Origin of the sequence: Wenzhouxiangella limi, assembly GCF_010499265.1 — a bacterium.
Taxonomy (GTDB): Bacteria; Pseudomonadota; Gammaproteobacteria; order Xanthomonadales; family Wenzhouxiangellaceae; genus Wenzhouxiangella; species Wenzhouxiangella limi.
In genome coordinates, this window is sequence record NZ_JAAGSC010000031.1 from 63,358 (window position 1) to 85,962 (window position 22,605).

General features: G+C 65.1%; 24 protein-coding genes. 13 read left to right on the forward strand and 11 right to left on the reverse strand.

What is annotated here, in order from left to right; all coding sequences use genetic code 11:
- The first annotated feature begins 2 nt into the window (after positions 1–2).
- From trmD to G3I74_RS01895, 3 genes are all read left to right on the forward strand, one after another.
- Positions 3–767, forward strand: coding sequence for a tRNA (guanosine(37)-N1)-methyltransferase TrmD (gene trmD / locus G3I74_RS01885; RefSeq protein WP_164210259.1), 765 nt, complete (start codon positions 3–5; stop codon positions 765–767).
- Positions 768–817: 50 nt separating this feature from the next.
- Positions 818–1,177 (forward strand): 50S ribosomal protein L19, encoded by a 360-nt coding sequence (gene rplS, locus G3I74_RS01890; RefSeq protein WP_164209736.1) that lies wholly within the window; start codon positions 818–820, stop codon positions 1,175–1,177.
- Positions 1,178–1,246: 69 nt separating this feature from the next.
- Positions 1,247–1,675 (forward strand): DUF4442 domain-containing protein, encoded by a 429-nt coding sequence (locus G3I74_RS01895; protein WP_164209739.1) that lies wholly within the window; start codon positions 1,247–1,249, stop codon positions 1,673–1,675.
- A gap of 23 nt (positions 1,676–1,698) precedes the next feature.
- On the opposite strand, the gene G3I74_RS01900 is transcribed toward G3I74_RS01895, so the two are convergent.
- Positions 1,699–2,181, reverse strand: coding sequence for a bactofilin family protein (locus G3I74_RS01900; protein WP_164209743.1), 483 nt, complete (start codon positions 2,179–2,181; stop codon positions 1,699–1,701).
- Positions 2,085–3,038, reverse strand: a complete 954-nt coding sequence (locus tag G3I74_RS01905) for a M23 family metallopeptidase (RefSeq protein ID WP_164209746.1) — start codon at positions 3,036–3,038, stop codon at positions 2,085–2,087. Before G3I74_RS01905 ends, G3I74_RS01900 begins: the two co-directional genes overlap by 97 nt.
- Positions 3,039–3,239: 201 nt before the next feature.
- Between G3I74_RS01905 and htpG the strand changes: the two genes are divergently transcribed.
- From htpG to G3I74_RS01925, 4 genes are read left to right on the forward strand one after another with little or no spacing between them, the layout of a single operon-like run.
- On the forward strand, positions 3,240–5,168 hold the full coding sequence (gene htpG / locus G3I74_RS01910; protein WP_164209749.1) for a molecular chaperone HtpG: 1,929 nt from the start codon (positions 3,240–3,242) through the stop codon (positions 5,166–5,168).
- 40 nt (positions 5,169–5,208) lie between these two features.
- Positions 5,209–6,000 carry an ion transporter gene (locus G3I74_RS01915; RefSeq protein WP_203594459.1) on the forward strand — a complete coding sequence of 264 codons (792 nt, stop codon included), beginning with the start codon at positions 5,209–5,211 and terminating at the stop codon, positions 5,998–6,000.
- 40 nt (positions 6,001–6,040) lie between these two features.
- Positions 6,041–6,424: an RNA-binding S4 domain-containing protein gene (locus tag G3I74_RS01920; RefSeq protein ID WP_164209755.1), complete on the forward strand. Its 384-nt coding sequence runs from the start codon at positions 6,041–6,043 to the stop codon at positions 6,422–6,424.
- A 15-nt stretch (positions 6,425–6,439) separates the two neighbouring features.
- A complete protein-coding gene (locus G3I74_RS01925) occupies positions 6,440–7,675 on the forward strand; it encodes an MFS transporter (RefSeq protein WP_164209759.1) in 1,236 nt (411 codons plus the stop codon).
- A gap of 6 nt (positions 7,676–7,681) precedes the next feature.
- Here the strand turns inward: G3I74_RS01925 and G3I74_RS01930 are convergent, their stop codons facing one another.
- A complete protein-coding gene (locus G3I74_RS01930) occupies positions 7,682–9,568 on the reverse strand; it encodes an ATP-binding cassette domain-containing protein (protein ID WP_164209762.1) in 1,887 nt (628 codons plus the stop codon).
- A 139-nt stretch (positions 9,569–9,707) separates the two neighbouring features.
- On the opposite strand from G3I74_RS01930, the gene G3I74_RS01935 reads away from it, so the two are divergent.
- A complete protein-coding gene (locus G3I74_RS01935) occupies positions 9,708–11,177 on the forward strand; it encodes a circularly permuted type 2 ATP-grasp protein (protein ID WP_203594460.1) in 1,470 nt (489 codons plus the stop codon).
- Positions 11,177–12,133 (forward strand): alpha-E domain-containing protein, encoded by a 957-nt coding sequence (locus tag G3I74_RS01940; RefSeq protein ID WP_164209765.1) that lies wholly within the window; start codon positions 11,177–11,179, stop codon positions 12,131–12,133. Before G3I74_RS01935 ends, G3I74_RS01940 begins: the two co-directional genes overlap by 1 nt.
- 31 nt (positions 12,134–12,164) lie before the next feature.
- Here G3I74_RS01940 and G3I74_RS01945 read toward each other — a convergent pair whose 3' ends face one another.
- From G3I74_RS01945 to G3I74_RS01955, 3 genes are all read right to left on the reverse strand, one after another.
- Entirely contained in the window at positions 12,165–12,908 is a 744-nt protein-coding gene (locus G3I74_RS01945) for a proteasome-type protease (protein ID WP_164209767.1), read from the reverse strand.
- Positions 12,909–13,010: 102 nt separating this feature from the next.
- Positions 13,011–13,475 (reverse strand): FKBP-type peptidyl-prolyl cis-trans isomerase, encoded by a 465-nt coding sequence (locus G3I74_RS01950; protein ID WP_164209770.1) that lies wholly within the window; start codon positions 13,473–13,475, stop codon positions 13,011–13,013.
- A gap of 83 nt (positions 13,476–13,558) precedes the next feature.
- Complete coding sequence (locus tag G3I74_RS01955; RefSeq protein WP_164209773.1) at positions 13,559–14,665, reverse strand: RuBisCO large subunit C-terminal-like domain-containing protein; 1,107 nt, start codon at positions 14,663–14,665, stop codon at positions 13,559–13,561.
- Between the two features lie 72 nt (positions 14,666–14,737).
- On the opposite strand from G3I74_RS01955, the gene G3I74_RS01960 reads away from it, so the two are divergent.
- From G3I74_RS01960 to G3I74_RS01975, 4 genes are read left to right on the forward strand one after another with little or no spacing between them, the layout of a single operon-like run.
- Positions 14,738–15,748, forward strand: a complete 1,011-nt coding sequence (locus G3I74_RS01960) for a tryptophan--tRNA ligase (RefSeq protein WP_164209776.1) — start codon at positions 14,738–14,740, stop codon at positions 15,746–15,748.
- Between the two features lie 10 nt (positions 15,749–15,758).
- Entirely contained in the window at positions 15,759–16,442 is a 684-nt protein-coding gene (locus G3I74_RS01965) for a fumarylacetoacetate hydrolase family protein (protein WP_164209779.1), read from the forward strand.
- 49 nt (positions 16,443–16,491) lie between these two features.
- Positions 16,492–17,043: a hypothetical protein gene (locus G3I74_RS01970; RefSeq protein WP_164209782.1), complete on the forward strand. Its 552-nt coding sequence runs from the start codon at positions 16,492–16,494 to the stop codon at positions 17,041–17,043.
- Positions 17,040–17,630 carry a hypothetical protein gene (locus G3I74_RS01975; RefSeq protein ID WP_164209785.1) on the forward strand — a complete coding sequence of 197 codons (591 nt, stop codon included), beginning with the start codon at positions 17,040–17,042 and terminating at the stop codon, positions 17,628–17,630. Before G3I74_RS01970 ends, G3I74_RS01975 begins: the two co-directional genes overlap by 4 nt.
- 50 nt (positions 17,631–17,680) lie before the next feature.
- On the opposite strand, the gene rimK is transcribed toward G3I74_RS01975, so the two are convergent.
- From rimK to pdhA, 5 genes are read right to left on the reverse strand one after another with little or no spacing between them, the layout of a single operon-like run.
- A complete protein-coding gene (gene rimK / locus G3I74_RS01980; RefSeq protein ID WP_164209787.1) occupies positions 17,681–18,586 on the reverse strand; it encodes a 30S ribosomal protein S6--L-glutamate ligase in 906 nt (301 codons plus the stop codon).
- A gap of 27 nt (positions 18,587–18,613) precedes the next feature.
- Positions 18,614–19,075: an ATP-dependent zinc protease family protein gene (locus tag G3I74_RS01985; RefSeq protein ID WP_203594461.1), complete on the reverse strand. Its 462-nt coding sequence runs from the start codon at positions 19,073–19,075 to the stop codon at positions 18,614–18,616.
- A gap of 31 nt (positions 19,076–19,106) precedes the next feature.
- A complete protein-coding gene (locus tag G3I74_RS01990) occupies positions 19,107–20,438 on the reverse strand; it encodes a dihydrolipoamide acetyltransferase family protein (protein ID WP_164209790.1) in 1,332 nt (443 codons plus the stop codon).
- Complete coding sequence (locus G3I74_RS01995) at positions 20,435–21,415, reverse strand: alpha-ketoacid dehydrogenase subunit beta (RefSeq protein WP_164209793.1); 981 nt, start codon at positions 21,413–21,415, stop codon at positions 20,435–20,437. Before G3I74_RS01995 ends, G3I74_RS01990 begins: the two co-directional genes overlap by 4 nt.
- On the reverse strand, positions 21,415–22,515 hold the full coding sequence (gene pdhA, locus G3I74_RS02000) for a pyruvate dehydrogenase (acetyl-transferring) E1 component subunit alpha (protein ID WP_164209796.1): 1,101 nt from the start codon (positions 22,513–22,515) through the stop codon (positions 21,415–21,417). The genes G3I74_RS01995 and pdhA overlap by 1 nt, the downstream gene beginning before the upstream one ends.
- Positions 22,516–22,605: the final 90 nt, after the last annotated feature.

The window sequence follows — 22,605 nt, forward strand, 5'->3', positions numbered from 1 at the left end:
GGCTGCGCAGAATCGACGTCATTACCCTGTTTCCGGAATGGGTCGAGAGCCTCAAGGGGCTCGGTGTGACCGGACGTGCCATGGCGCAGGGCACCATCAGTCTGCACTGCTGGAATCCCCGGGATTTTACCGAAGACGTCCATCGCAGCGTCGATGATCGCCCCTACGGTGGCGGGCCCGGGATGGTCATGCGCCCCGAACCGCTGGCGCGCTGTATCGAGGCGGTGCTGGCCGAGGATATCGCCGCGCCGGTCAGCTTCCTCGGTCCGCAGGGCAGGGTGCTCGATCATGACGGGGTCAGCGAGCTGGCTGGGCGCGCGCGCCTGATCTTGCTTTGCGGGCGCTACGAGGGCGTCGATGAACGCGTTTTGCAGACGCTGGTTGACGAGGAATGGTCAATCGGTGACTACGTGCTTTCCGGCGGGGAACCGGCGGCTGCGGTGGTCATGGACGCCGTGATCCGGCAGCAACCGGGCGTGCTGGGCCACGAAGAGTCCGCGCTTCGGGATTCGTTCGTCGGCGGACGCCTGGACTGCCCCCACTACACTCGGCCGGCGTCCTGGCGATCGCGGGATGTGCCTGAGGTTCTGCTCAGCGGAGACCACGCCCGAATCGAGCGCTGGCGGCTGGCCGAGGCACTGCACCGGACCCGGCAACAACGCCCGGACCTGCTCGCCCGGTATCCGGTCAGCGAGGTCGAACGCGCTGCGGCAAAGAAACTTGGATCGGAAAAGGGTGCAAAACCGAGCGAAAGCGGGTTAAAATAATGGGCTTGCCTGCCCGCGCGATCGGGCCCAACAGCGATCAGGATAACGACATGAGCACCATCATCGACGAAATCAACCAGGAACAGACCCAGCGCGAAATCCCGGATTTCTCTCCTGGGGACACGATCGTGGTCAACATCTGGGTTCGCGAGGGCGACCGCCAGCGCCTGCAGGCCTTTGAAGGCGTGGTCATCGCCCGCCGCAACCGCGGGCTGAACTCGGCGTTTACCGTGCGCAAGATTTCCCACGGCACCGGCGTGGAGCGCGTTTTCCAGACCTACAGCCCGCTGATCGAGTCAATCAAGGTCAAGCGTCGCGGGCGGGTGCGCCGGGCCAAACTGTTCTACCTGCGCAATCTGGAAGGCAAGGCCGCGCGCATCAAGGAAAAGCTCAGCCGCAAGAGCGCCTGATTCGGTCCCAGGGGTCGCGGTCCCGGACGGCCCGGCCGCGTTTTGAAAGCGCGCCATCTCCGCTGGCTGATGAATGTCTGGCCGCCGTATCTGGCGGCCGGCATTCGCGTGCGCCGCATCAGTGATGACTTCCGCCATGCGCGGGTTGAACTGCGTCTGGGGCTGCTCAATCGCAACTACGTCCACGTCCATTTTGGCGGGTCGCTGTTCGCGATGACCGATCCGTTCTACATGCTGATGTACATCAAAAATCTCGGTCCGGATTACCTGGTCTGGGACAAGTCGGCGGCGATCGACTTCGTTCGTCCCGGTCGCGGTACGGTTGCGGCCGAGTTTCGTCTCGAGGAAAGCGATTTCGAGCACGCCCGAACCGAGGCCTTGCGCCAGCGCGCGTTTCTGGTAAAGCACCCGGTCGAAATCCGGGACCGGGAAGACGCGGTGGTCGCGCGCGTGGAGCGAACCATCTACATCAGGCGCAAGCTCGAGCGGGCCGCCTGAACGAGGCCCGCTCCGGCTTACGATCAGGCTGTTTCGTCTGCGCTTTCTTTTCTTGATGCTTTTTTGCCTGGGGCTTTGCTTTCCCCGGCGGATGGTTGTTCTGGTTGATCTGATGCCGGCTCGCTGGCGTGGGTGAGCTGGCGCGGCGGTTCGTCGCCCCGAATCCGGCTGGTGCCGTTGAAGTGGGCGCCCGACTCCACCACCAGCTGACCGACCGTCACCTCGCCGGTGACCTTCCCGGAGGCGACGATCTCGAGACGCTCGGCCTCGATGGTGCCGTCGAAGCTGCCGCTGACCAGCACGCGTTTTGCCTGCACCCGGCCTTCCATGTGCCCGGCTTGGCCGATGACGACCTCGGCCTTGGATTCAACGTCGCCACTGATGCGGCCGTCAATGTGGAGATTGTCCTCTAGGGCAAGGTTGCCGACCAGCTCTGTACCGGCAGCAATGACGGTCGTTCCGTTGCTCTTGCCTTGCTTCGAATGATTTCGACCAATGATTCCCATTCGATCCGATCCTCGTTGGCAAACAGAATGTCGTACTCGGAGATGGACCAGCGCAGGAAAGTGGCCGGATCCAGCCGCCGGTTGAGGTGGCGGACTTCGTAATGCAGGTGCGGACCGGTGGATGCGCCGGTGTTTCCGGAGTACCCGATCAGATCCCCGCGCCGAACGTAATTGCCCGGTTTGACCTCGATCTGGTCAAGATGACCGTATACGGTCGAGAAGCCGTAGTTGTGCATCAGCCGGATCATCTTGCCCATGCCGCTGCTTTCATGATGACCGGCCCACTCGATCACACCGTCGGCGGTGGCATAAATGGGGGTACCACGCGGTGCGCTGAAGTCGATCCCGCCGTGCAGGGCCATGTGGCCTTCGATGGGATGGCGACGCATGCCGAACTCGCTGGTGACCCGTTCTGACTGCAACGGCAACCCCGACGGGATACTGTTGAGCATCAGACGCTTTTCGAAGGCGGTCTGACTGGCGGTGTCGACGCGCTGGGCCAGCGGGCGTTCGGGTTCGGCGCGCAGGCCGATCATGATCTCGATGTTTTCCAGCTCGTCGCCCAGTGCGAGCAGGGCCATGGTCTTGTCGCTGACTTCCGACTCCAGCTGGTCGCGTTCGGCGGCGAGCGTCTGGCGTTCGGCCTCGACGCGCGTGCGCTCGGCTTCCAGTTCGGCAAGCTCGTCGTTGAGGTTGCCAACCCGCCCGGTGAGCTCATGAATGATCGCCGAGCCGGCCACCAGAATCAGGGCCAGCACCGCCAGCGCGGTCAGCAGGCCGTGCCGCATCAGCTGGTTGAGGGTGAAATGCCGGGCGCCGCGATAGTCGGTGATGGTGATCTGGTAGTGATTTCTCATGCTGGGTTGGCCGGGCTATCCAGGAGCGACAGCAACCGGCCGCAGATCCTTCTGGGCTGGTGAGCCGACAATTATGGTCGGCCCGGCGAGCGGATGCAAACCGTCCTGAGCCCGGGACCAGACTTGAAATCGGTCTGCAAGCGCCCAAATCCAGACCACCGACACCTTAATCCCGGTTTGCGATCAACGAGGAGATCTGCCATGACAGACGCGCCAGCCATCGAAACCCGGACCTTTGATACCGAGGTCCATCAGCTGCTTAAGCTGATGATCAACGCGCTCTATTCCAATCGCGAGATTTTTCTGCGCGAGCTGATTTCCAACGCATCGGACGCCAGCGACAAGCTGCGTTTCGAGGCCCTGACCAACGATGCACTGAAAGGTCTCGACCATGACCTGGCCATCGACATCGCATTCGATGCCGAGGCCGGGGTGCTGACCCTGCGCGACCGGGGGATCGGCATGAACCGGGACGAGGTTATCGAGAACCTCGGCACCATTGCGCGCTCGGGGACTCGCCGGTTCCTGGAAAGCCTTTCGGGTGACCAGCAGAAGGATGCACGCCTGATCGGCCAGTTCGGGGTCGGTTTCTACGCCGCTTTCATCGTCGCCGAGAAGGTCACCGTGGAAACCCGTCGCGCCGACGAGCCGGCCGATGCCGGGGTGCGCTGGACTTCGTCCGGCGACGGCGAGTACCAGATCGAGACCATCGATCGGCCCGAGCAGGGCACCACCATCACCCTGCAGCTGCGCGAAGAGCACCGCGATCTGCTGACGGAATGGCAACTCAGGCGCATCATCAAGCACTACTCCAACCACATCGCCTTTCCCATTCGCCTGCACAAGCCGGCCGAAGAAAAAGACGGCGAGGAGGCAAAAGCCGACAAGGACAGCGCCGAGACCGAACTGGTCAACGCCAGCCAGGCGCTGTGGACCCGCCAGAAAAGCGAGCTCTCCGAGACCGACTACACCGAGTTTTACACCAGCCTGACCGGCGACCCCGAGACGCCGCTGAGCTGGGCCCATCACCACGTCGAGGGCAGCCAGCGCTACAGCCTGCTGCTGTACCTGCCGTCTTCGGCGCCGTTCGACATGCTGATCAACCGCGACGAGCGCGAGGGCATCAAGCTCTACATCCAGCGCGTTTTCATCATGGATGCCGCCGAGCAAGTGGTGCCGCGCTACCTGCGCTTCATGCGCGGCGTGATCGATTCGGCCGACCTGCCGCTCAATATCTCGCGCGAAATGCTGCAGGACTCGCCGCTGCTCAAAAAGATCCGAGCGACCGTGGTCAAGCGCAGTCTGAACCTGATCGAAAAACTGGCCGAGCAGGGCGGCGAGCCCTGGCAGAAGTTCCTGGCCGCTTTCGGCTCGGTCCTCAAGGAAGGCGTGATCGAGGATTTCGAGCAGCGCGAGCGCATTGCCGGCCTGCTGCGTTTTCCCACCACGGCTACGGAAGGTGATCAGGATCTGGCCGGGCTGGACGACTATATCGGTCGCATGAACGAAGACCAGGAACACATCTGGTATCTGACCGCCGACTCGCTGAAGGTTGCGCGCAACAGTCCGCATCTGGAGGCCTTCCGCAAGCACAACGTGGAGGTATTGCTGCTGACCGACCGGATCGATGAATGGCTGGTCAGCCATCTGCACGAATACAAGGGCAAATCGCTGAAGTCGGCTGCGCGCGGCAAGCTCGAACTGGGCGAAAAAACCGAACCCGATGAGGAGGCCAGGAAGCTGGCCGGCCGGATCAAGAAGGCGCTGGGCGAGCGCATCGGCAACGTCCAGCCCAGCGAGCGGCTGACTGAATCTCCGGCCTGCGTGGTGGCCGACGAGCACGGCCTGTCGCCGGTAATGGCGCGGATGATGCGCCAGGCCGGCCAGGAAGTGCCCGAGGTTACGCCCAACCTGGAGATCAACCCGCACCATCCGCTGCTTTCGCTGATGGCCGACCAGCACGATGAAAACCGTTTCGACGAGCTGGCGAGCCTGCTGCTGGACCAGGCCCTGCTGGCCGAGGGCGGCGAGCTGGCCGACCCGGCCGCTTACGTGCGGCGCGTCAACCAGTTGCTGGTCGAGGCCCTGGGCGGTAGCGACAGCGCCGATTCGGTCAAAGCCGCTTCATGAGCGGGCCGGATCCGTTGCCTTTCGAGCCGGGGCGGCGATGATGAGGGACGACTCGCCCGGCGGCTGGCGCGGCCGCCTGGGCGAGTGGGTCGAGGGAACCGGTTTTACCCGGTTCATCATCGGCCTGATCGTGTTCAACGCGGTGATCCTGGGGCTGGAGACCTCGTCGCGGGTGATGGAGGCGGTGGGCCCGGCGCTGATCCTGGCAAACAACCTGATCCTGGGCATCTTCGTTATCGAAATCGCGCTGAAGCTGCTGGCCTTCGGCCCGCGCTTTTTCCGTTCCGGCTGGAACGTGTTCGACTTTTTCATCGTCGCTATCGCGCTGGTGCCGGCAGCCGGGCCGCTGGAGATCCTGCGCGCGCTGCGCATTCTGCGCGTACTCCGCTTGCTGTCGCAGATCCCGAAGCTCCGCGCGATCATCGAATCGCTGATGCGGGCGCTGCCGGGCATGGGCTGGACCGCGCTGCTGCTGGTGCTGGTGTTCTACATCTTCGCGGTCATGGGCACCATGCTGTTTGCCGAGGAGTTCCCGGAATACTGGGGCAACCTGGGCTTGAGCCTGTTCTCGCTGTTCCAGATCATGACGCTGGAATCCTGGTCCAGTGGGGTCGCCCGGCCGATGATGGAGGTCTACCCGCTGATCTGGGTTTACTTCGTACCCTTCATCCTGATCTCGAGCTTCATGGTCCTCAACCTGTTTATCGCCATCATCGTCACCGCCACCCAGTCGATTCACCACGACGAAGAAGCCCAACAGCACCAGGACCTGCTCAATGAACTGCGCAAGATCGACGAGCGGCTGGAGCGCCTGGAGCAATCGCGGCGGTGATAAAGAATCTGCGGTCATCTGCGTTCATCTGCGGTTTCCAATGACCGACCCAGTCAGGCTCGACAAGTGGTTGTGGGCGGCGCGGTTTTTCAAGACCCGAAGCCTGGCCCAGCAGGCCATTCGCGGCGGCAAGATCGAACTCAACGGCGACAAGCCCAAGGCGTCCCGGCTGGTACGGGCGCAGGACCGTCTGCGCATCAGCAAGGGCGAGTGGCTGATCGAGGTCGACGTGATCGAGGTCGGCGAAAAGCGGGTTTCGGCGCCGCTGGCCCGCCAGATGTATCAGGAAACCGAGGACAGCCGCCAGCGGCGGGAAGCCGTTCAGGCGCAACGAGCCGCCGAGCACACCCGTTCCGGCGATCCCGGCAAACGCCCGGACAAGCATTCGCGCCGTGCGTTGCGCCGCATCCACCGTGGCGACTGACCCCGGCGCGCGTCCGTGACGTCTTCGAATCCGGCGGCGGGGCTTCCGGCGGCGGGGCGCTTTGCGCTGGCGGCGGCGCTGGTTTCGAGCTTCGGGCAGACCTTTTTCATCGGGCTTTTCGGGGCCGATTTCCGGGCTGAGTTCGGGCTTGGCGAAGCCGGACTGGGCCTGCTCTACGGGGCGGCCACGCTGGTCAGCGGACTGCTGATGTTCTGGCTGGGCGCCATCGCCGATCACTGGCGGCTGGCGCGGGCGGCGATCCTGAGCACCGGGCTGCTGGCCGGCGGGGCGCTGGGCATCGCCCTGGCCGAAGAACTCTGGCACCTCGCGGTGGGATTGTTCCTGGTTCGCCTGGGCGGGCAGGGCCTGACCGGCCACCTGGCCGTGGTGGCCGCGGCGCGATACGCGCGTCGGCGACGCGGCCGCGCGGTGGCGATGGCTTCCTACGGCTTCATTCTCGGCGAGGCGGTTTTCCCGCTGTTGGTGGCTTCAGTGCTGGGCGTTCTGGCCTGGCACCAGGTCTGGCTGCTCGCGGCGCTGCTGGTCGTGGCGATCACCATGCCGGGCCTGTATCTGCTGGCCGCTAGGCTGCAATCGCCGGTTGCGGAGGATCATGATTCCGATTCGGGTTCGGGCAAGATTCTGGCGCGCCGGGAGTTGTTCATTCACGGCGGATTCCTGCGCGTGCTCGGCGTCGTGCTGGTGCCGCCGGTGCTGGTGACGGCGGTGTTTTTGCACCAGGGCACGCTGGGCGAGATCCAGGGCTGGCGGCTGGCGGAGGTGGCCCGGGGGTTCGTGCTGTTTGCCGCCATGCAGGGCCTGCTGGCTTTTGTCGGTGGTCGCCTGATCGACCGCTTCAGCGCTCGGGCTTTGCTGCGCTTCGCCTTGCTGCCGGCCGGTGTTGCCATGCTGGGTCTGGGCCTGCTGCCGTCGCAAGTGGCACTGTGGCTGCTGTTTGCCGGTCTGGGCATGACTGCCGGCCTTAACGGGGTGATCAGCGGCGCGGTCTGGGTGGAGCTGTTCGGGACTGCCCAGCTCGGTATGATCCGCGGCGTCTATGCCGCGCTGATGGTCGTCAGTACGGCGGTCGGTCCCGTGCTTTTGGGAGCATTGCTGGCCGTGGAGGTCTCGCTGCTGGTCCTCGGCGCCGGCTTTTTTGCCTACGCCATCGTCGTGCCGGCCCTGCTGGTGCCCGGCATCCGCGGCTTTGCCGAACCTGGTCAGAAAGGCGCTCCCGGGCCTTGCCGGTAAGGGTGTTTAAAGCGCTGATTCGGCCTTGATTTTTTCCAGTTCTTCCCAGCGAGCGAAGGCGGCGTCCAGCTTATCCTGGAGTCGGTTCATCTCTTCGGCGGTACGAACCATCCGCTCCGGATCGTTGGCGTGCAGGCCCGGATCATTCATCTGTTCGGCCAGGCTGGCCAGGTCGGTCTCCAGGCGGTCGACGCGTTCCGGCAGTTCGGCCAGTTCCCGGGCAAGCTTGTAGCTGAGCTTGCCGCCGGCGGGCTTGGTCTTGCGCCTGGCCGGCGAACCTTCCGGGCGGGAGGTGTCTTGAGCGCGAGCCAGGGTGGCGGGGCGCTGTCGCAGCCAGTCGCTGTAGCCGCCGACGTACTCGCCGATGCGCCCGTCGCCTTCCAGGACGAGGGTGCTGGTAATTACCCGGTCGAGAAAGTCGCGGTCGTGGCTGACCAGCAACAGCGTGCCCGGATAGGTAGCCAGGCGTTCTTCAAGCAGCTCCAGCGTTTCGGTATCGAGATCGTTGGTGGGCTCGTCCATGACCAGCAGATTGGAAGGCCGGGCAAACAGCCGCGCCAGCAGCAGGCGATTGCGCTCACCGCCGGACAGGCGCGAAATCGGCGCTCGCGCCCGTTCAGGCGTAAACAGGAAGTCCTGCAGATAGCCGATGATGTGGCGGGCCTTGCCGTTGATCTCGACGAAATCGCGTCCTTCGGCCACGTTGTCGGCCGCGCTCCAATCGTCGCGAAGCACCGCTCTTTGCTGGTCGAAGTAGGCAATTTCCAGACCGGTGCCGAGGGTGACCGTACCCTTGTCCGGCGGAATCCGGCCCAGCAGCAGGCCAATCAGGGTGGACTTGCCGCTGCCGTTGGGACCGATCAGGCCGACCCGGTCACCGCGCAGGATGGTCGTGGAGAAGTCGCGGGCGATGACCTGATCATCCCAGGCGAAATGAAGATCTTCGACCCGGATGACTTTCTTGCCCGAGGGTGCGGCCAGGCCGGTCTCCAGGCTGACCGTGCCCGTTCGTTCGCGCCGCGCCGCGCGTTCTGCGCGCATCCGCTCCAGCGCCCGAACGCGTCCCTCGTTGCGGGTGCGCCGGGCCTTGATGCCCTGACGAATCCAGGTTTCCTCCTCCGACAAGCGGCGATCGAACTGCTGCTGCTCGAGTTCTTCGGCGTGGGCCCGTTCGGCCAAGCGGCGCAGGTAATTGTTCCAGTCACCCGGCCAGGACGTCAGCTGGCCGCGATCGAGTTCGATGATGCGGGTGGCCAGGTTTTTCAGAAAGCGCCGGTCGTGGGTCACGAACACAAGCGCCGCGTCGAGCTGCAGCAGCAGGTTCTCCAGCCATTCGATGGCTTCGATGTCGAGGTGGTTGGTCGGCTCATCGAGCAGCAGCAAATCGGGCTCGACGACCAGCGCCTGGCCGAGTAGGACGCGGCGCTTCATGCCGCCGGAGAGCTGATCAAAAGGCTGATCGCCGTCCAGGTCGAGCTGGCCGAGTACGCGCTCGACCCGGGCATCCAGGTCCCAGCCGCCGCCGGCTTCGATTCTTGACTGCAGATCAGCCATCTTTTCCGGGTCGTACTCGGCCTGGCTGGCCTGGTGAAAATCGGCGATCAGGGCACCGAGCTCGCCCAGTCCGGCGGCGACCTGCTCGAACACCGAACCCCGGGCACCGGAGGGGACTTCCTGCTGCAGGCGCGCCATGCGCAGGCCGGGCGCAAACTCGATGCGGCCCCCGTCAGGCTGCAGGGCACCGGTGATCAGGCGTAGCAAGGTTGATTTTCCTGCGCCGTTGCGGCCGACCAGGGCGATACGCTCGCCGCGCTCGATGTCCAGATTGACCCCGTCGAGCAGCAGCGGGCCGCCGATGCTGAACTCGACACCTTTCAGGGAAATCAGCGACATGCTTGGGCGAACTCAGGCGATGATGAAGGCTCGATGGTAGCGGAAACCGGCACGATCGCGGTGCCCGCTTATAGTCGTGGCGGCCGATGGGGTATGCTTTTCCGGTCTGACCGATCCCGAATCCGGGCCGCGAGGCGGTTTGAAAAACGACCCAAGTGATGCGCTGGACTGGTGCTACCGCAGTGATTTCTGCGACGAGCTGATTGGCCCGCGTGGCGGCCCGCGGGTTGCTGCAAGAAGGGTCTGGAAATATCTGCGGAGCCTGGATCGGCACGAACTGGTGGAGCGCCGGGAGGCCTGCGAAATCGCCGCGCTGGTCGCCGGCATCACGTTCCGCGTCTACCACGACGAAGGCAGCGCCGACCGGGCCATGCCCTTTGATCTCATACCGCGGATCATTTCGCTACGCGAGTGGGAGCGCACCCGGGCGGGTCTGGAGCAGCGGGTGACGGCGCTCAATCTGTTCATCGATGATCTTTATGGTGATCAGAAAATCGTAGCCGACGGCGTCTTTCCTGCCGACGTCCTGGCCGGTTCGGTCAATTTCCGCGAGCAGTGTCGCGGTGTGCGACCGCGCTACGGCGTGTGGGCGCACATCTGCGGCAGCGACCTGGTGCGCGATGCCGACGGGACTTTATACGTGCTCGAAGACAACCTGCGCGTGCCGTCCGGGGTGTCCTACATGCTCGAAAACCGCCAGGTGATGAAAAAAGTCTTTCCCGAGCTGTTCGAAGACATCGACATCCTGCCGGTCGACGATTACCCGGCTCGCCTGTTCGACACCCTGGCCAGCCTGTCTCCGCGTCCGGCCGATTACCCGGTCGTCGTCGTGCTCACGCCGGGGATGTTCAATTCGGCCTATTTCGAGCACGCCTGGCTGGCCCAGCAGATGGGCGTGGAACTGGTCGAGGGGCGCGACCTGATCGTCGATGATCACGACTGCGTGTTCATGCGGACCATCCACGGGTTCGAACAGGTCGACGTCATCTATCGCCGCATCGATGATGCCTTCCTCGATCCGGATGCCTTTCGCGAGGATTCTCTGCTCGGTGTAAAAGGCCTGATGCGGGCCTGGCGAGCCGGCAGGGTCGGCCTGGCCAATGCGCCGGGGGCGGGCGTGGCCGACGACAAGGTGGTCTATTCCTACGTCCCCGACATCATTCGCTATTACCTGGACCAGGATCCGCTGGTACCCAACGTGCCGACCTGGCGCTGCAGCATCCGCAGCGAGCTCGATCACGTACTCGCCAATATCGATCAGCTGGTGGTCAAGCCGGCCAACGAGTCCGGCGGCTACGGCATGCTGATCGGCCCGCACGCCACCCGGAAAGAACGAGACCGGTTCAAGAAGCTGATCAAGGCCGATCCGCGCAATTACATCGCCCAGCCCACCCTGGCCATTTCCACCTGTCCCACCCTGGTCGGCGCGCAGGTCGCCCCGCGCCACGTCGACCTGCGGCCGTTCATCCTGTCCGGCGACCAGCAGTACGTCACCACCGGCGGCCTGACCCGGGTCGCCATGCGGGCCGGATCGCTGGTGGTCAATTCCTCCCAGGGGGGCGGCAGCAAGGACACCTGGATTGTCGATACCAACGGGGAGGCCGGCTGATGCTTTCGCGCGTGGCTGAAAACCTTTACTGGTACGGGCGCTATCTGGAACGGGCCGAGGACCTGGGCCGGATGGTCAACGTCAACGCCCACCTGATGCTGGACCTGCCCGGGCGCCTGGCGCCGGGCTGGGCGCCGCTGGTTCGAATCACCGGCAGCCAGGCCTTGTTCGACGAGCTCCATGACGTGGCCGAAGAACGCCAGGTGGTGCGCTTTTTGCTTGCCGAGCCCCGACACGGCGGCTCCGTGCTTTCCTGCCTGGGCCAGGCGCGCGAAAACCTTCAGGCCGCTCGCGATCTGGTGCCCAGGGAAGTCTGGGAACAGACCAACGATCTGTACCTGGCCGCACGCGAGCGACTGGCGGGTCCGCTCGGCAAGCGCGCGCGCCATGAATTCATTGTTTCCGTGATCCGTCGGTGCCAGCAGCTGATCGGCATGCTGGCCGACACCATGAGCCATGACCATGCCTGGGACTTTATCCTGCTCGGTCGTTACCACGAGCGGGCTGATATGACCACGCGCATTCTGGATGTACGTTCCGCCCATCTGCTGCGCGGGGTCGAAGACATCCAGCCCTTCGACCAGCTCCAGTGGATGAGCGTGCTGAAATCGCTGACCGCCTACCAGATGTATCGTCGGCACGTGCGGCTGCGGGTCAACGGTCCGGACGTGTTGCGCTTTCTGCTCGGCAATCCGATGTTTCCGCGCTCGGTCTCTTTCTGCCTGGAAGCGGTGGCCGAGCGCCTTCACGGATTACCCGATCACGAAGCGGCCCTGGTCGCCGTGGGTCGGGCGCAACGCATGATCGACCAGGCTGATCTGGAGAGACTGGTCGACGGCGGTCTGAGCGCCTTCGTCGATCGCCTTCAGCTCGAGCTGATCGGCATCGGGGATCGAATCACCGTGACCTGGTTTCGGACCGCGCCGACCGCTGCACCGGTATCCGGTAACGCCTGAGCTTGCTCGGCGCAGGGCCGGGACCGCGCTGTCAGCCGGACTGCCATCCCTGCGGATCCGGCAGTTCGAGGAAGGCCTCGCGCAGCTGGTCGTTCCAGCGCTCGGCCAGAATCTGCAGGTACGGATCCTGCTCGCCGAGCTTGAGTCGGTGGGTGATCTGATGGGCGCCGTCGGGACAAATTGCCACTTCGATCGGCGGGCCGACCGAGAGGTTGGAGCGCATGGCGGCATCCATCGACACCAGCGCCAGGCGCGCGCCCAGCTCGAGCGAGAGTTCTCCGTCGGCCAGGCGCGAGAGGATGGGCTTGCCGTACTTGGTTTCGCCGATCTGCAGGAAAGGCTTCTGGCGCGAGGCCATGATGTGGTTGCCCTGGGGATAGATCAGGAAGATGTCGTGGGCCCCGTCACCAACCTGGCCGCCCAGCAGGAAGCTGGCTTCCGGGTTGAAGCTGCTGGCCTGATCAGGCTCCGGGGCGATGCTGTTTTGCACCTGGCGGTTGATCTCTCCGATGTAGCCAGCGATTTCGTCGAGGTGTTCGAAGGTATCGAGGTTGCGTTCGGCCTGCGGGTTTTGCAGGTCCCGGTTGATCTGGCTGCGCACGGCCTGGGAGGTCGCGAGGTTGCCGGACGAGAGCAGTACCACCACCCGGTCGGGCCGGGTCCGGAACGTGTGCATCTTGGAGTAGACGCTGATGTCGTCGACGCTGGCGCTTGTTCGGGAATCCGAAGCCAGCACCAGGCCGGAGGTCAGTCTCAGGCCGAGACAATAGGTCATGAACGGGCGGTCATCGCAGGGATCGCAAGCCGCCAAGGATAGCAGACCGGACCGCCGACACGCGGGGCCCGGTACAGCTGATTCAGGCTGACACGCGCCGGCTTACTCGGCGACCGCGCCCTCGGACTTTTCGTCCTCGCTCGCCTCCCGGACGTCCTTGACGGCGACCTTGAAGTTCAGGACCTGGCCGGCCAGCATGTGGTTGCCGTCGACCTTGACGGTGTCTTCGCCCACTTCCCGAACCGTCACCGTCATCGGGCCGGCCGACGACTCGGCCCGGAAGCTCATGCCAGGTTCGACCTTGTCCATGCCGTCGAAGGCCGACTTGGGCACATCCTGAACCAGTTCCTCGCGGTAGGGGCCGTAGGCTTCCTCGGGCTCCACGCTGACGGCCAGTTCATCGCCCTCGGTCTTGCCTTCGATGGCCTTTTCCAGGCCCGGAATGATGTTGCCATGCCCGTGCAGGTAGACCAGCGGCTCGCGTCCTTCGGACGTGTCGATGATCTGCCCGTCGGCACCGGTGAGGGTGTAGTCGATGCTGACGACGGTGTTCGGTTTGATTTCCATGTTGCTTCCAGATTTGAGTCGAACACTCAGGGTAACATGCCGCCTTTTTTCGGGCGTCCTGGCCGGGCCTTCCGGCACGCTTTTCAGCAAGCCTGCAGGGCCGCCACCGTAGCCGCGACATCGGCCTGAATCCGGTCGTGGCGCGCGATCAGGTCGCCGCCGACGAGGATGGCGCAGTCCGGTCCCTGTGCTCGCGCGGTGGCGACGGCCTGTTCCAGCGTTTTGCCGCCGCCGGTGCAGGGCAGGGTGGCCTTGAGCGACCCCAGCGGTCCGGCCAGCGCCCGGCAGGTGGCGGTTTCGTCATCGGCGTGACCGGAACGAATGCGGCCCCCGCGGCCGGGAAAGATGCTGATATCGGCACCGGCAACCCGCAGCAGCGTGCCCAGCAGCACCGCGCTGGCGATGCCGGTGGCCTCGGGTTCGGTGAAGGCACCGGCCATGGCCGGGTGGGAAAGCCACATCAGTTCGCGTTCCCGCGCGGCGGCCGCGGCCGTCTCCAGCCCCATGACCCAGGTACACAGCACCACGCCGCCCAGACCTGAGTCCCTGACGAAGTCGAGCTGCCGTTCGAGGTGGCTGCCGCTGCCGGCCACGTGCGGCAGGTACAGGCAGCGGCGTCCGGTCTCTTCGGCGGCCTTTTCGACGGCTGCAGCACACGCGCCGACCCGCTGCCGGAAAGCCGGGAGCTCGTCTTCGACCAGGTTCTGGTCGTCCTTGATCAGGTCGCCGCCACCGCGCGCGAACGCCAGCGCCAGATCGGCCAGCACCGACGGCGCGCTGCCGCGCGGCTTGAGCACGGTCATCAGCAGGGCGCGGTCGGGCACCCCGGTCCAACAGCGGATATCCGGCAGACCGCCGATGGGGCCGGGGAAGCGGGCGAGCAGGCTCTCGGGCAGCTTCAGCCCGGTCAGGCGGATGCGCGGGTAGAACGAGACGTTGCCGTAGAGCAGGTGCAGCAGCTGCCCGGCCTGGCCGCTGGCCAGCTCGACGGGATAGCCGATCTCCAGAGCCCAGCGATTTTCGGCGAGCGGAGTCACGTCCAGCACCCGGCCGAGCAGGCGCTCGGCGATGGCTTCGGGAATCAGCGCCCGGGTCAGCTCCAGGCTTTGCTCGCGGGCGATGTTCTCGGCCAGTGTTTCCGGATTCCGTTCCGGTGAAGTGGCCTGGTAGACGGCTCTGATCAGCTCCAAGCCGGGGTCTCCAATGCGTCGTGAAGGTCTACAATAACGTCTTTCCGTGACCCGATCGGATCCGCCACGATGATGACCACCAGACAGCGCGTTCTCACCGGCATCACGACCACCGGCACGCCTCATCTGGGCAACTATGTCGGTGCGATTGAGCCGGCGATTGCCGCCAGCCGCGATGAGGCTACCGAGTCGTTCTATTTCCTGGCCGACTACCATGCGCTGGTCAAGTGCGAGGATCCGGAACGGGTTCAGCGCTCGACCCTGGAAATTGCCGCGACCTGGCTGGCGCTGGGCCTGGACACCGGGCGCGCGGTGTTCTACCGCCAGTCCGACGTCCCCGAAATCCCCGAGTTGACCTGGCTGCTGTCCTGCGTGACCGCCAAGGGGCTGATGAACCGTGCCCATGCCTACAAGGCGGCCGTCGACGACAATCGCGATGCCGGCGAGGAGCCCGATCAGGGCATCACCATGGGCCTGTTTTCCTACCCTGTGCTGATGGCCGCCGACATTCTGATGTTCAACGCCCATCGCGTGCCGGTCGGCAAGGATCAGATCCAGCACCTGGAAATGGCACGCGATATTGCCCAGCGCTTCAATCATCGCTACGGCGAGCATTTCGTCGCACCCGAAGCGATCATCGATGAGCACGTGGCGACCCTGCCGGGCACCGACGGGCGCAAGATGTCGAAAAGCTACGACAACATCATTCCGCTGTGGCTGCCCGAGAAAAAACTGCGCAAAGCGATCATGAAGATCAAGACCAACTCGCTCGAGCCGGGCGAGCCCAAGGATCCGGACACCGCTTCGGTCTATGCCATCTATGCCGCTTTCGCCGGCCCGGAGCAGCGCCAGGCCATGCGCGCGGCGTTCGCCGATGGGATCGCCTGGGGTGAGGTCAAGCAGCAGTTGTTCGAGCTGGTCAATGCCCAGCTGGCCGCCCCTCGGGAACGTTACGAGGCGCTGATGGCCGATCCCGCCCGGGTCGAGGATGAACTCCGGCGCGGGGCGAAGAAGGCGCGTGCAATCAGCCGGCCGCTGATGGACCGGTTGCGCGCGGCGGTCGGCATTCGCGCGCTGGGCTGAGGGGCGGTCGATGGAACGGGTGGTCGACTGGCAGGCGCCGCTTTTGCCGGTCGCCGGAGGCGGGGTCTTTCCCGTGCGTTCGGTGTGGTGCGTGGGACGAAACTATGCCGAGCATGCCCGGGAGATGGGCGTCGATCCGGAACGTTCGGCGCCGGTTTTCTTTTCCAAGCCGGCCCAGGCGCTGGTCATGGCGGACCGCATCGACTATCCACCCGATACGGCGGATCTGCACCATGAGGTCGAGCTGGCTGTTTTTTTGCGGGCCGGCGGCCGCAACCTCTCGCCCGCCCAGGCGAAGGCGTCTGTTTTCGGTTATGCGGTGGGCGTCGACCTGACCCGACGCGACGTGCAGGCGCGCGCCAAGGCAACCGGTCAGCCCTGGGAAATGAGCAAGGGCTTTGACCAGTCTGGCCCGGTCGGGCTCCTCGTTTCCGAAAAAGACTGGAAGCCCGATGCGCAGGCCCGGATCGGGCTGCTCGTTGACGGTGAGCAACGCCAGTCGGGCCGGCTCGGAGAGATGCTCTGGCCGGTGCCCGAACTGCTTGCCGCGCTGTCGCGCACGGTTACGCTGGGCCCCGGCGATGCCGTGTTTACCGGCACCCCGGCCGGCGTTGCTGCGCTCGAGCCCGGGCAGCGGGTCCGCGCCCGGATCGAGGGCCTGCCAGAGCTGGATTTCACCCTGGTCGCTGGCTGACGCCTCGGGTCGTGGACAATCGCGCCGTTAATAGGAGAAGTTCGACATGATGTCCGACGATTCATACTCGGTCGATGCCCTGCTGGACTTCCACAAGCACGCCGGCATGGAGGGCCTGATCAACCCGGCCGTGGCGCGCGCGCGGCGCAAGGCAGTCGAGCAGCTAAGAGGCCAGATGAGCGACGCCGAACTCGCCGACGTTCGCACGATCGACGTCGATCGACTGGCCTCGCGCTTTCACAAGCTGGAGGGCTCGAGCATCCGGAGCGAGACCCTGTCGCTGTATGCCGAACGGGTGCGAATGGCGCAGGTGGATTTCCTGGCCTGGGCCGAGAATCCGGTCGGCTTCCGGAGCGTCGGCGGGGAGCGCAACCGAACGATGCCGCGGGGGTCGTTGACGCCCGAGCGCGAAGTGGCCGAACGCATCACGCTGGAGTCGACCGAAAATCCGTCCAACATCATTCCCATCGCGTTGCGTGGCGATGCCACGGTCTACGTTGCGAATTTGCCGCTGGACCTGACGCCCCAAGAGGCCGAACGCATAGCCCGGGTGGTGCGAGCCTTCGCCTGCGACGATGACGGGCTGGATTGTCCGTCGTGAGCCGGCTGTTCATCATCGTTCTGATGGTGATTTTCTGCCTGGCAGGGCTGGGCCTGTGGCTGTACTTCATCCTCGGCAGCGGCGGCGGCTCGTTTCGTGAGGAGCTGGTCCCGGAGCTGGTGGTCTTTTGTATCGAGGCCTTTTTCCTGGTCGGTCTGCTCGGGCTGATTCAGCGCTACCTGGAGCATCAGCGCCGGCGGCAGATGTGGCTCAGCCTGCGCGGCTCCTTTCGCGATTTGCTGTCGCTGCTCGATATCGCCTTTCTCGAGCCCAACACCGAGCCTACTTCGTCGAAGGAACTGGAGCGCGATCCCGGGGTGATCCCTCGCCTGCTCGAAGAGCTTGAGCGCAAGCACCCCGATCTGGACAGCCTCGTGGCGCTCAAGCGGGAGGGGGAGGAGTCGCTGTCCATGACGCGCGATCTGGTGGCGGTCGCGGCCCAGCTTTCGGCTACCCACATGAACTGGTGGATCGCCATCGTCGACAGCATCCGTCGTCTGGCCGAAGCGCGCGACCGACGGGGTCTTGAGAAGGCGATCCACGAGATGCTGGTCAACATTCGCGAATTTGACCGGCTGGAATTTTGAGGCTGCTCGCGCCGGTTCTCGGGGAGCGATGATTCAGTGGCGCGGCCGGCTCAGCCCGTGCCGCGCGTGCGGGTCTTGTCCTTGCGCGCGTTCTTTTCGAGAAAGCCGATGATCATGCCGGCCACGTCCTTGCCGGTGGAGGTTTCGATGCCTTCCAGCCCGGGCGAGGAGTTGACCTCCATGATGACCGGACCATGATTGGCGCGCAGAATGTCGACGCCGGCGACGTTGAGGCCCATGATCTTGGCCGCGCGCACCGCCACCGATCGCTCCTGGGGCGTGATCTTGACGAGCGTGGCGGTGCCGCCGCGGTGCAGATTGGAACGGAACTCGCCCGGCTTGGCCTGGCGCTTGATGGCGGCCACCACCTTGTCCCCGACCACGAAGCAGCGGATATCGGCGCCGCCGGCTTCCTTGATGTATTCCTGCACCATGATCGACACGTTCAGCCCCATGAAGGCTTCGAGCACGCTCTCGGCGGCCTTGCGCGTTTCGCACAGGACCACGCCGATGCCCTGGGTGCCCTCGAGCAGCTTGACCACCAGCGGCGCGCCACCGACCATTTCGATCAGATCGCCGATATCGCTGGACTGGCGCGCGAAACCGGTGACCGGTAGGCCGATGCCGCGGCGTGAGAGCAATTGCAGGGAGCGGAGCTTGTCGCGCGACCGGGTCACGGCAACCGATTCGTTAAGCGGGAAAGTCCCCATCATTTCGAACTGGCGCAGTACGGCCGTGCCGTAGAAGGTGATCGAGGCGCCGATGCGGGGAATGACGGCGTCGAACGATTCGAGTTGCTTGCCGCGATAGTGAATCGTCGGCCGGTGCGAGGCGATGTTCATGTAGCAGCCCAGAGTGTCGACCACCTGGACTTCGTGGCCGCGCTCCTGGCCCGCTTCCACCAGACGCTGGGTCGAGTAGATTTTGCGGCTGCGTGAAAGAATGACGATTCGCATGCTGTCGACTCTCCGGCAATGAGGTGGTCAGAAACCGGCGTCCAGACGCGGCTTTCCCTGAAGAAAGGTCCGCGCCGGGTACACCAGGGCATGGTTCTCCATGGCCTTGCGGCCCAGCAGCATACGGTAGCGCATTCGGCCACGATCGGTCAGCGTGATGTCGACCATCCAGCGCGAGTGGCCGATGATGATCGGCGTCTGAATCGTGTACCGGGGCTCGGATTCTCCGGAGGTGGATCGAACGCGTCTTACCGCCTTGAGCAGGCACTCGCAGTCGCGGTCGTCGCGAGGCCGCGGGTGGCCCAGATGGACCCGAAAACGGATCCGATCCACGCCGTCACGGCGAATCGGCTCGATGTCGCTGGCGTGCAGGGCACAGGACTTGGCGCCGGTGTCGACCCTGGCGCGCAGCCGGTCGATGCCGAGCTCAGGCAGCGCCACCCACTCACAGGCGCCGATGATCATGCTCGGGGCGATCTGCCCGATCATCGCCCGGTGCTCGCCGTTGAGGCCAACGGCTTCATTCGCTGCGGGCGAGATCGTCGAGCATGGCCTTGAGGAAGCGCGCGGCCTCGCCGCCGGTGCAGGCCCGGTGGTCGAAGGTCAGCGACAGCGGGATCATGCGGTGGACCTCCATGCCCCCGAGCACCGGTACGACTTCATGCCGCAACGTCCCGGCAGCAACGATGGAGACGCACGGTGGCGTAATCACCGGGGTGGCGTAGCGTCCGGCAAACTTGCCGAAGTTGGACAGGATGATGGTGTAGTCCTTGAGGTCTTGCGGCGGGATGGATCGGTTGGCGGCGTTTTCGCGCAGACGGTTGATCTCGGATCGAAGCTGGGGCCGCTCCAACTGGTTGACGTTGCGCAAGGCGGCGACGAACAGGCCGTCGGCGGTGTCGACGGCCATGCCGACGTGCATGTTCTTGTGGACCATGCGAACGCCGTTCTCGCCGTCGAACCAGGCGTTCAGCCCCGGCTCGGCGGTGGCGCCGGCCCACAGGGCGCGAATCAGGCGAGCCGTGATGTCCTCGCCGACGCGCCAGGCATGGATATCGGCATCGTCCATCAAGGTGGTCGGCACGATACTGCGATGGGATTCGCTCATCACCCGGGCCATGGTTCGGCGGGTGCCCCGCACCGGTTCCCAGTCGCCGCTGGGCGGCGGGGCCGGGGGTTCAGGAGCCCGGGTGGGCGGAGGGGAAGCCGGACCGGGTTCGATCCCAGCGGCCGCGGGCGCGGCGGCACCCAGGGGCGCGCTGCCGCTTTCGGCCGCTTCGCGCACGTCTTTGGCCGTCACCACGCCATCGGCGCCTGAAGGCTGAACCCGGCGAATGTCGACCTTGAGCTTTCTGGCCAGGGCGCGCACGGCCGGGGTGACGCGCACACCGCCGAAATCGCTGGTGCGTTCCTGCAGCACTTCATTGCCGGCGGGCACGTTGCCGACCACGGTGCCGCTGTCGTCGCGTTCGGATTCGTCGGCCGCTGCCGCTTCGGTGCCTGCCGGTACGGTGTCCGTTTCCTGTGTTTGTTCGGCGGTGGCCGCGGACGCTTCGGTCAGATCGTCTTCGACCAGGGCCGACTCGGGATCTTCCACGGCGGCCGCTTCCTCAGCCCCCTCGATTTCGAACTCCGCCAGCGGAGCGCCAGTCCTGATCACGTCTCCGGCCTGGCCATGGAAACGGAGCACGCGGCCGCTGACGGGGCTGGGCACTTCCACCACCGCCTTGGCCGTTTCCATCGACACCAGCGGTTGATCGAGCTTGACCTCGTCGCCCTCGGCAACGAGCCACTGGACGATTTCGGCGTCCGGCAGACCTTCGCCCAGATCGGGCAGTTTGAAAACCGTCATGAAACCTCCAGAACCTGATGAGCCGCGTCCAGAATGCGCTGGACGCTGGGCATGTATTTGAGCTCGTTGCGGTACAGCGGCATGACCGTATCGTAGCCGCAAACCCGCTTGACCGGCGCCAGCAGGCTCCAGATGCCGGCATCGGCGAGCCCCGCCGCGATTTCACTGGCCACGCCGCAGTGGCGCGGGGCTTCCTGGACGACGACGCAGCGACCGGTGCGCGAGACCGACTCGACAATCGTGTCCATGTCCAGCGGGCTGATCGTGGCCACGTCGATGACCTCGGCGCTCACGCCCGCGGCTTCGAGCTGGTCGGCCGCGGCCAGGGTTTCCTTGATCATCGCGCCCCAGGTGACCAGGGTGATGTCGCTGCCGTCGCGCAGGGTAAAGCACACGTCCAGCGGCAGTTCCTCGCCATCGTCGACGACCTCTTCTTTCTGCCAGCGATAGATGCGCTTGGGCTCCATGAAGATGACCGGATCCGGGTCGCGGATGGCCGCGAGCAGCAGGCCGTAGGCTCGGGAGGGCGAAGACGGCATGACCACCCGGATACCGGGCATGTGGGCAAACAGCGCTTCGGGGCTTTCGGAGTGGTGCTCCGGGGCGTGGATGCCGCCGCCGCTGGGAAAGCGCAGCACCATCGGGCAGCTCAGGCGCCCACGGGTGCGGTTGCGCATGCGCCCGGCGTGGCACATCAGATGATCGACCATCGGCATCGTAAAACCGCAGAACTGGGCCTCTGCGACCGGCTTCATGCCCTGGGCCGCCATGCCGACGCTCATGCCGGCGATCATGACCTCGGCCAGCGGTGTGTCGAGGACACGCTGTTCGCCAAAGCGCTGCTGCAGCCCGGCGGTGGCGCGGAACACGCCGCCGTTGACGCCGACGTCCTCGCCCAGGACGACGACCGCCGGGTCTTCTTCCATGGCTCGGGCCAGCGCCATCGTCACGCCTTCGATCAGGGTCATTGCGGCCATCAGTGCTGCCCTCCGTCGTCCGGATACTGCTCGGCGCAGGCGCGCTGCTCAGCCAGATCGTGCGGCAGTTCGGCAAACATGTAGTCGAACATGGCGGTGACCGGTTGCGGATCGTCGGCGACTTTCGCCAGATACTCGTCGGCGGCCTGCTGGACCTCCTCCGTGCTTTCATCCTGCAAGGCCTGTTCGCGTTCGTCGTCCCAGGCGCCCTGCTCGATCAGGTAGTTTCGCAAGCGAGCGATCGGCTCCTTGCGCCAGGCATCCTCAACCTCTTCATTGGGTCGATAGCGGCGGGCGTCGTCGGCCGTGGTGTGGTCGCTGATGCGGTAGGTGAGCATTTCGATCACGAAGCTGCCGTGGCCGTCGCGGGCGGCCGCAAGCGCCTTCTCCATGGCCCACAGGCAGGCGATCAGGTCGTTGCCGTCGACCTGGATGCTGGGCAACCCGCCGGCGACGCCTTTCTGGGCCAGGGTGGCGGCCGTGTTCTGGCGCGAGCGCGGGACCGAGATCGCCCACTGGTTGTTGACGATGACCAGCACCAGCGGCAGCTTCCAGGCGCTGCCGGCGTTGATGGCCTCGAGAAAATCGCCCTTGGACGAGCCGCCGTCGCCGACCACGGAGACGGCCACCCGCTTCTCGTCGCGCAGCTTGTAGGCCATCGCGGCACCGGCGGCGTGCAGGCACTGGGTGGCGATCGGCACGCTCCAGGCGAAGTCGTGCGGGGCCCCGGCGTAGTCGCTGCCGCGCTCGTCGCCGCCCCAGTAGAGCAGGACGTCGGTCATGCGCACACCACGACAGAACTGGACGCCGTACTCGCGATACATCGGCGCAAAGCAGTCTTCCGGGCGCATGGCCGAGCCGATGGCCACGTGCGCGGCCTCGTGGCCCAGGCAGGAGGCATAAGTGCCCAGCTTGCCGGTGCGCTGCAGGGCAATGGCCTTTTTGTCGAACACCCGGGTCAGCACCATTTGCCGGTAAAGCCGGGTCAGGCGATCGAAGTCCTTTGCCAGCGCCGGCACCTGCTGATCTTCGATCAGCTTGCCGTCCGGGTCCAGGAACTGGAAGTGGTCTACCTTGAAAGCGGCGACGGTACGCGCCATGGGTCACCTCGTGATTATCGTGATATTCGGATCGGGGCCGACACCCCGAAGGTCGACCGCAAGACCGAAATTATACCTGCGCGGTGCTGA

Bases quoted from the DNA above. Each gene is read 5' to 3' on its own strand.
- rplS (WP_164209736.1), top strand. From the start codon at position 818: ATGAGCACCATCATCGACGAAATCAACCAGGAACAGACCCAGCGCGAA.
- G3I74_RS01895 (WP_164209739.1), top strand. From the start codon at position 1,247: ATGAATGTCTGGCCGCCGTATCTGGCGGCCGGCATTCGCGTGCGCCGC.
- G3I74_RS01900 (WP_164209743.1), bottom strand. From the start codon at position 2,181: ATGGGAATCATTGGTCGAAATCATTCGAAGCAAGGCAAGAGCAACGGA.
- G3I74_RS01905 (WP_164209746.1), bottom strand. From the start codon at position 3,038: ATGAGAAATCACTACCAGATCACCATCACCGACTATCGCGGCGCCCGG.
- htpG (WP_164209749.1), top strand. From the start codon at position 3,240: ATGACAGACGCGCCAGCCATCGAAACCCGGACCTTTGATACCGAGGTC.
- G3I74_RS01915 (WP_203594459.1), top strand. From the start codon at position 5,209: ATGAGGGACGACTCGCCCGGCGGCTGGCGCGGCCGCCTGGGCGAGTGG.
- G3I74_RS01920 (WP_164209755.1), top strand. From the start codon at position 6,041: ATGACCGACCCAGTCAGGCTCGACAAGTGGTTGTGGGCGGCGCGGTTT.
- G3I74_RS01930 (WP_164209762.1), bottom strand. From the start codon at position 9,568: ATGTCGCTGATTTCCCTGAAAGGTGTCGAGTTCAGCATCGGCGGCCCG.
- G3I74_RS01940 (WP_164209765.1), top strand. From the start codon at position 11,177: ATGCTTTCGCGCGTGGCTGAAAACCTTTACTGGTACGGGCGCTATCTG.
- G3I74_RS01945 (WP_164209767.1), bottom strand. From the start codon at position 12,908: ATGACCTATTGTCTCGGCCTGAGACTGACCTCCGGCCTGGTGCTGGCT.
- G3I74_RS01950 (WP_164209770.1), bottom strand. From the start codon at position 13,475: ATGGAAATCAAACCGAACACCGTCGTCAGCATCGACTACACCCTCACC.
- G3I74_RS01960 (WP_164209776.1), top strand. From the start codon at position 14,738: ATGACCACCAGACAGCGCGTTCTCACCGGCATCACGACCACCGGCACG.
- G3I74_RS01965 (WP_164209779.1), top strand. From the start codon at position 15,759: ATGGAACGGGTGGTCGACTGGCAGGCGCCGCTTTTGCCGGTCGCCGGA.
- G3I74_RS01970 (WP_164209782.1), top strand. From the start codon at position 16,492: ATGTCCGACGATTCATACTCGGTCGATGCCCTGCTGGACTTCCACAAG.
- rimK (WP_164209787.1), bottom strand. From the start codon at position 18,586: ATGCGAATCGTCATTCTTTCACGCAGCCGCAAAATCTACTCGACCCAG.
- G3I74_RS01985 (WP_203594461.1), bottom strand. From the start codon at position 19,075: ATGATCGGGCAGATCGCCCCGAGCATGATCATCGGCGCCTGTGAGTGG.
- G3I74_RS01990 (WP_164209790.1), bottom strand. From the start codon at position 20,438: ATGACGGTTTTCAAACTGCCCGATCTGGGCGAAGGTCTGCCGGACGCC.
- G3I74_RS01995 (WP_164209793.1), bottom strand. From the start codon at position 21,415: ATGGCCGCAATGACCCTGATCGAAGGCGTGACGATGGCGCTGGCCCGA.
- pdhA (WP_164209796.1), bottom strand. From the start codon at position 22,515: ATGGCGCGTACCGTCGCCGCTTTCAAGGTAGACCACTTCCAGTTCCTG.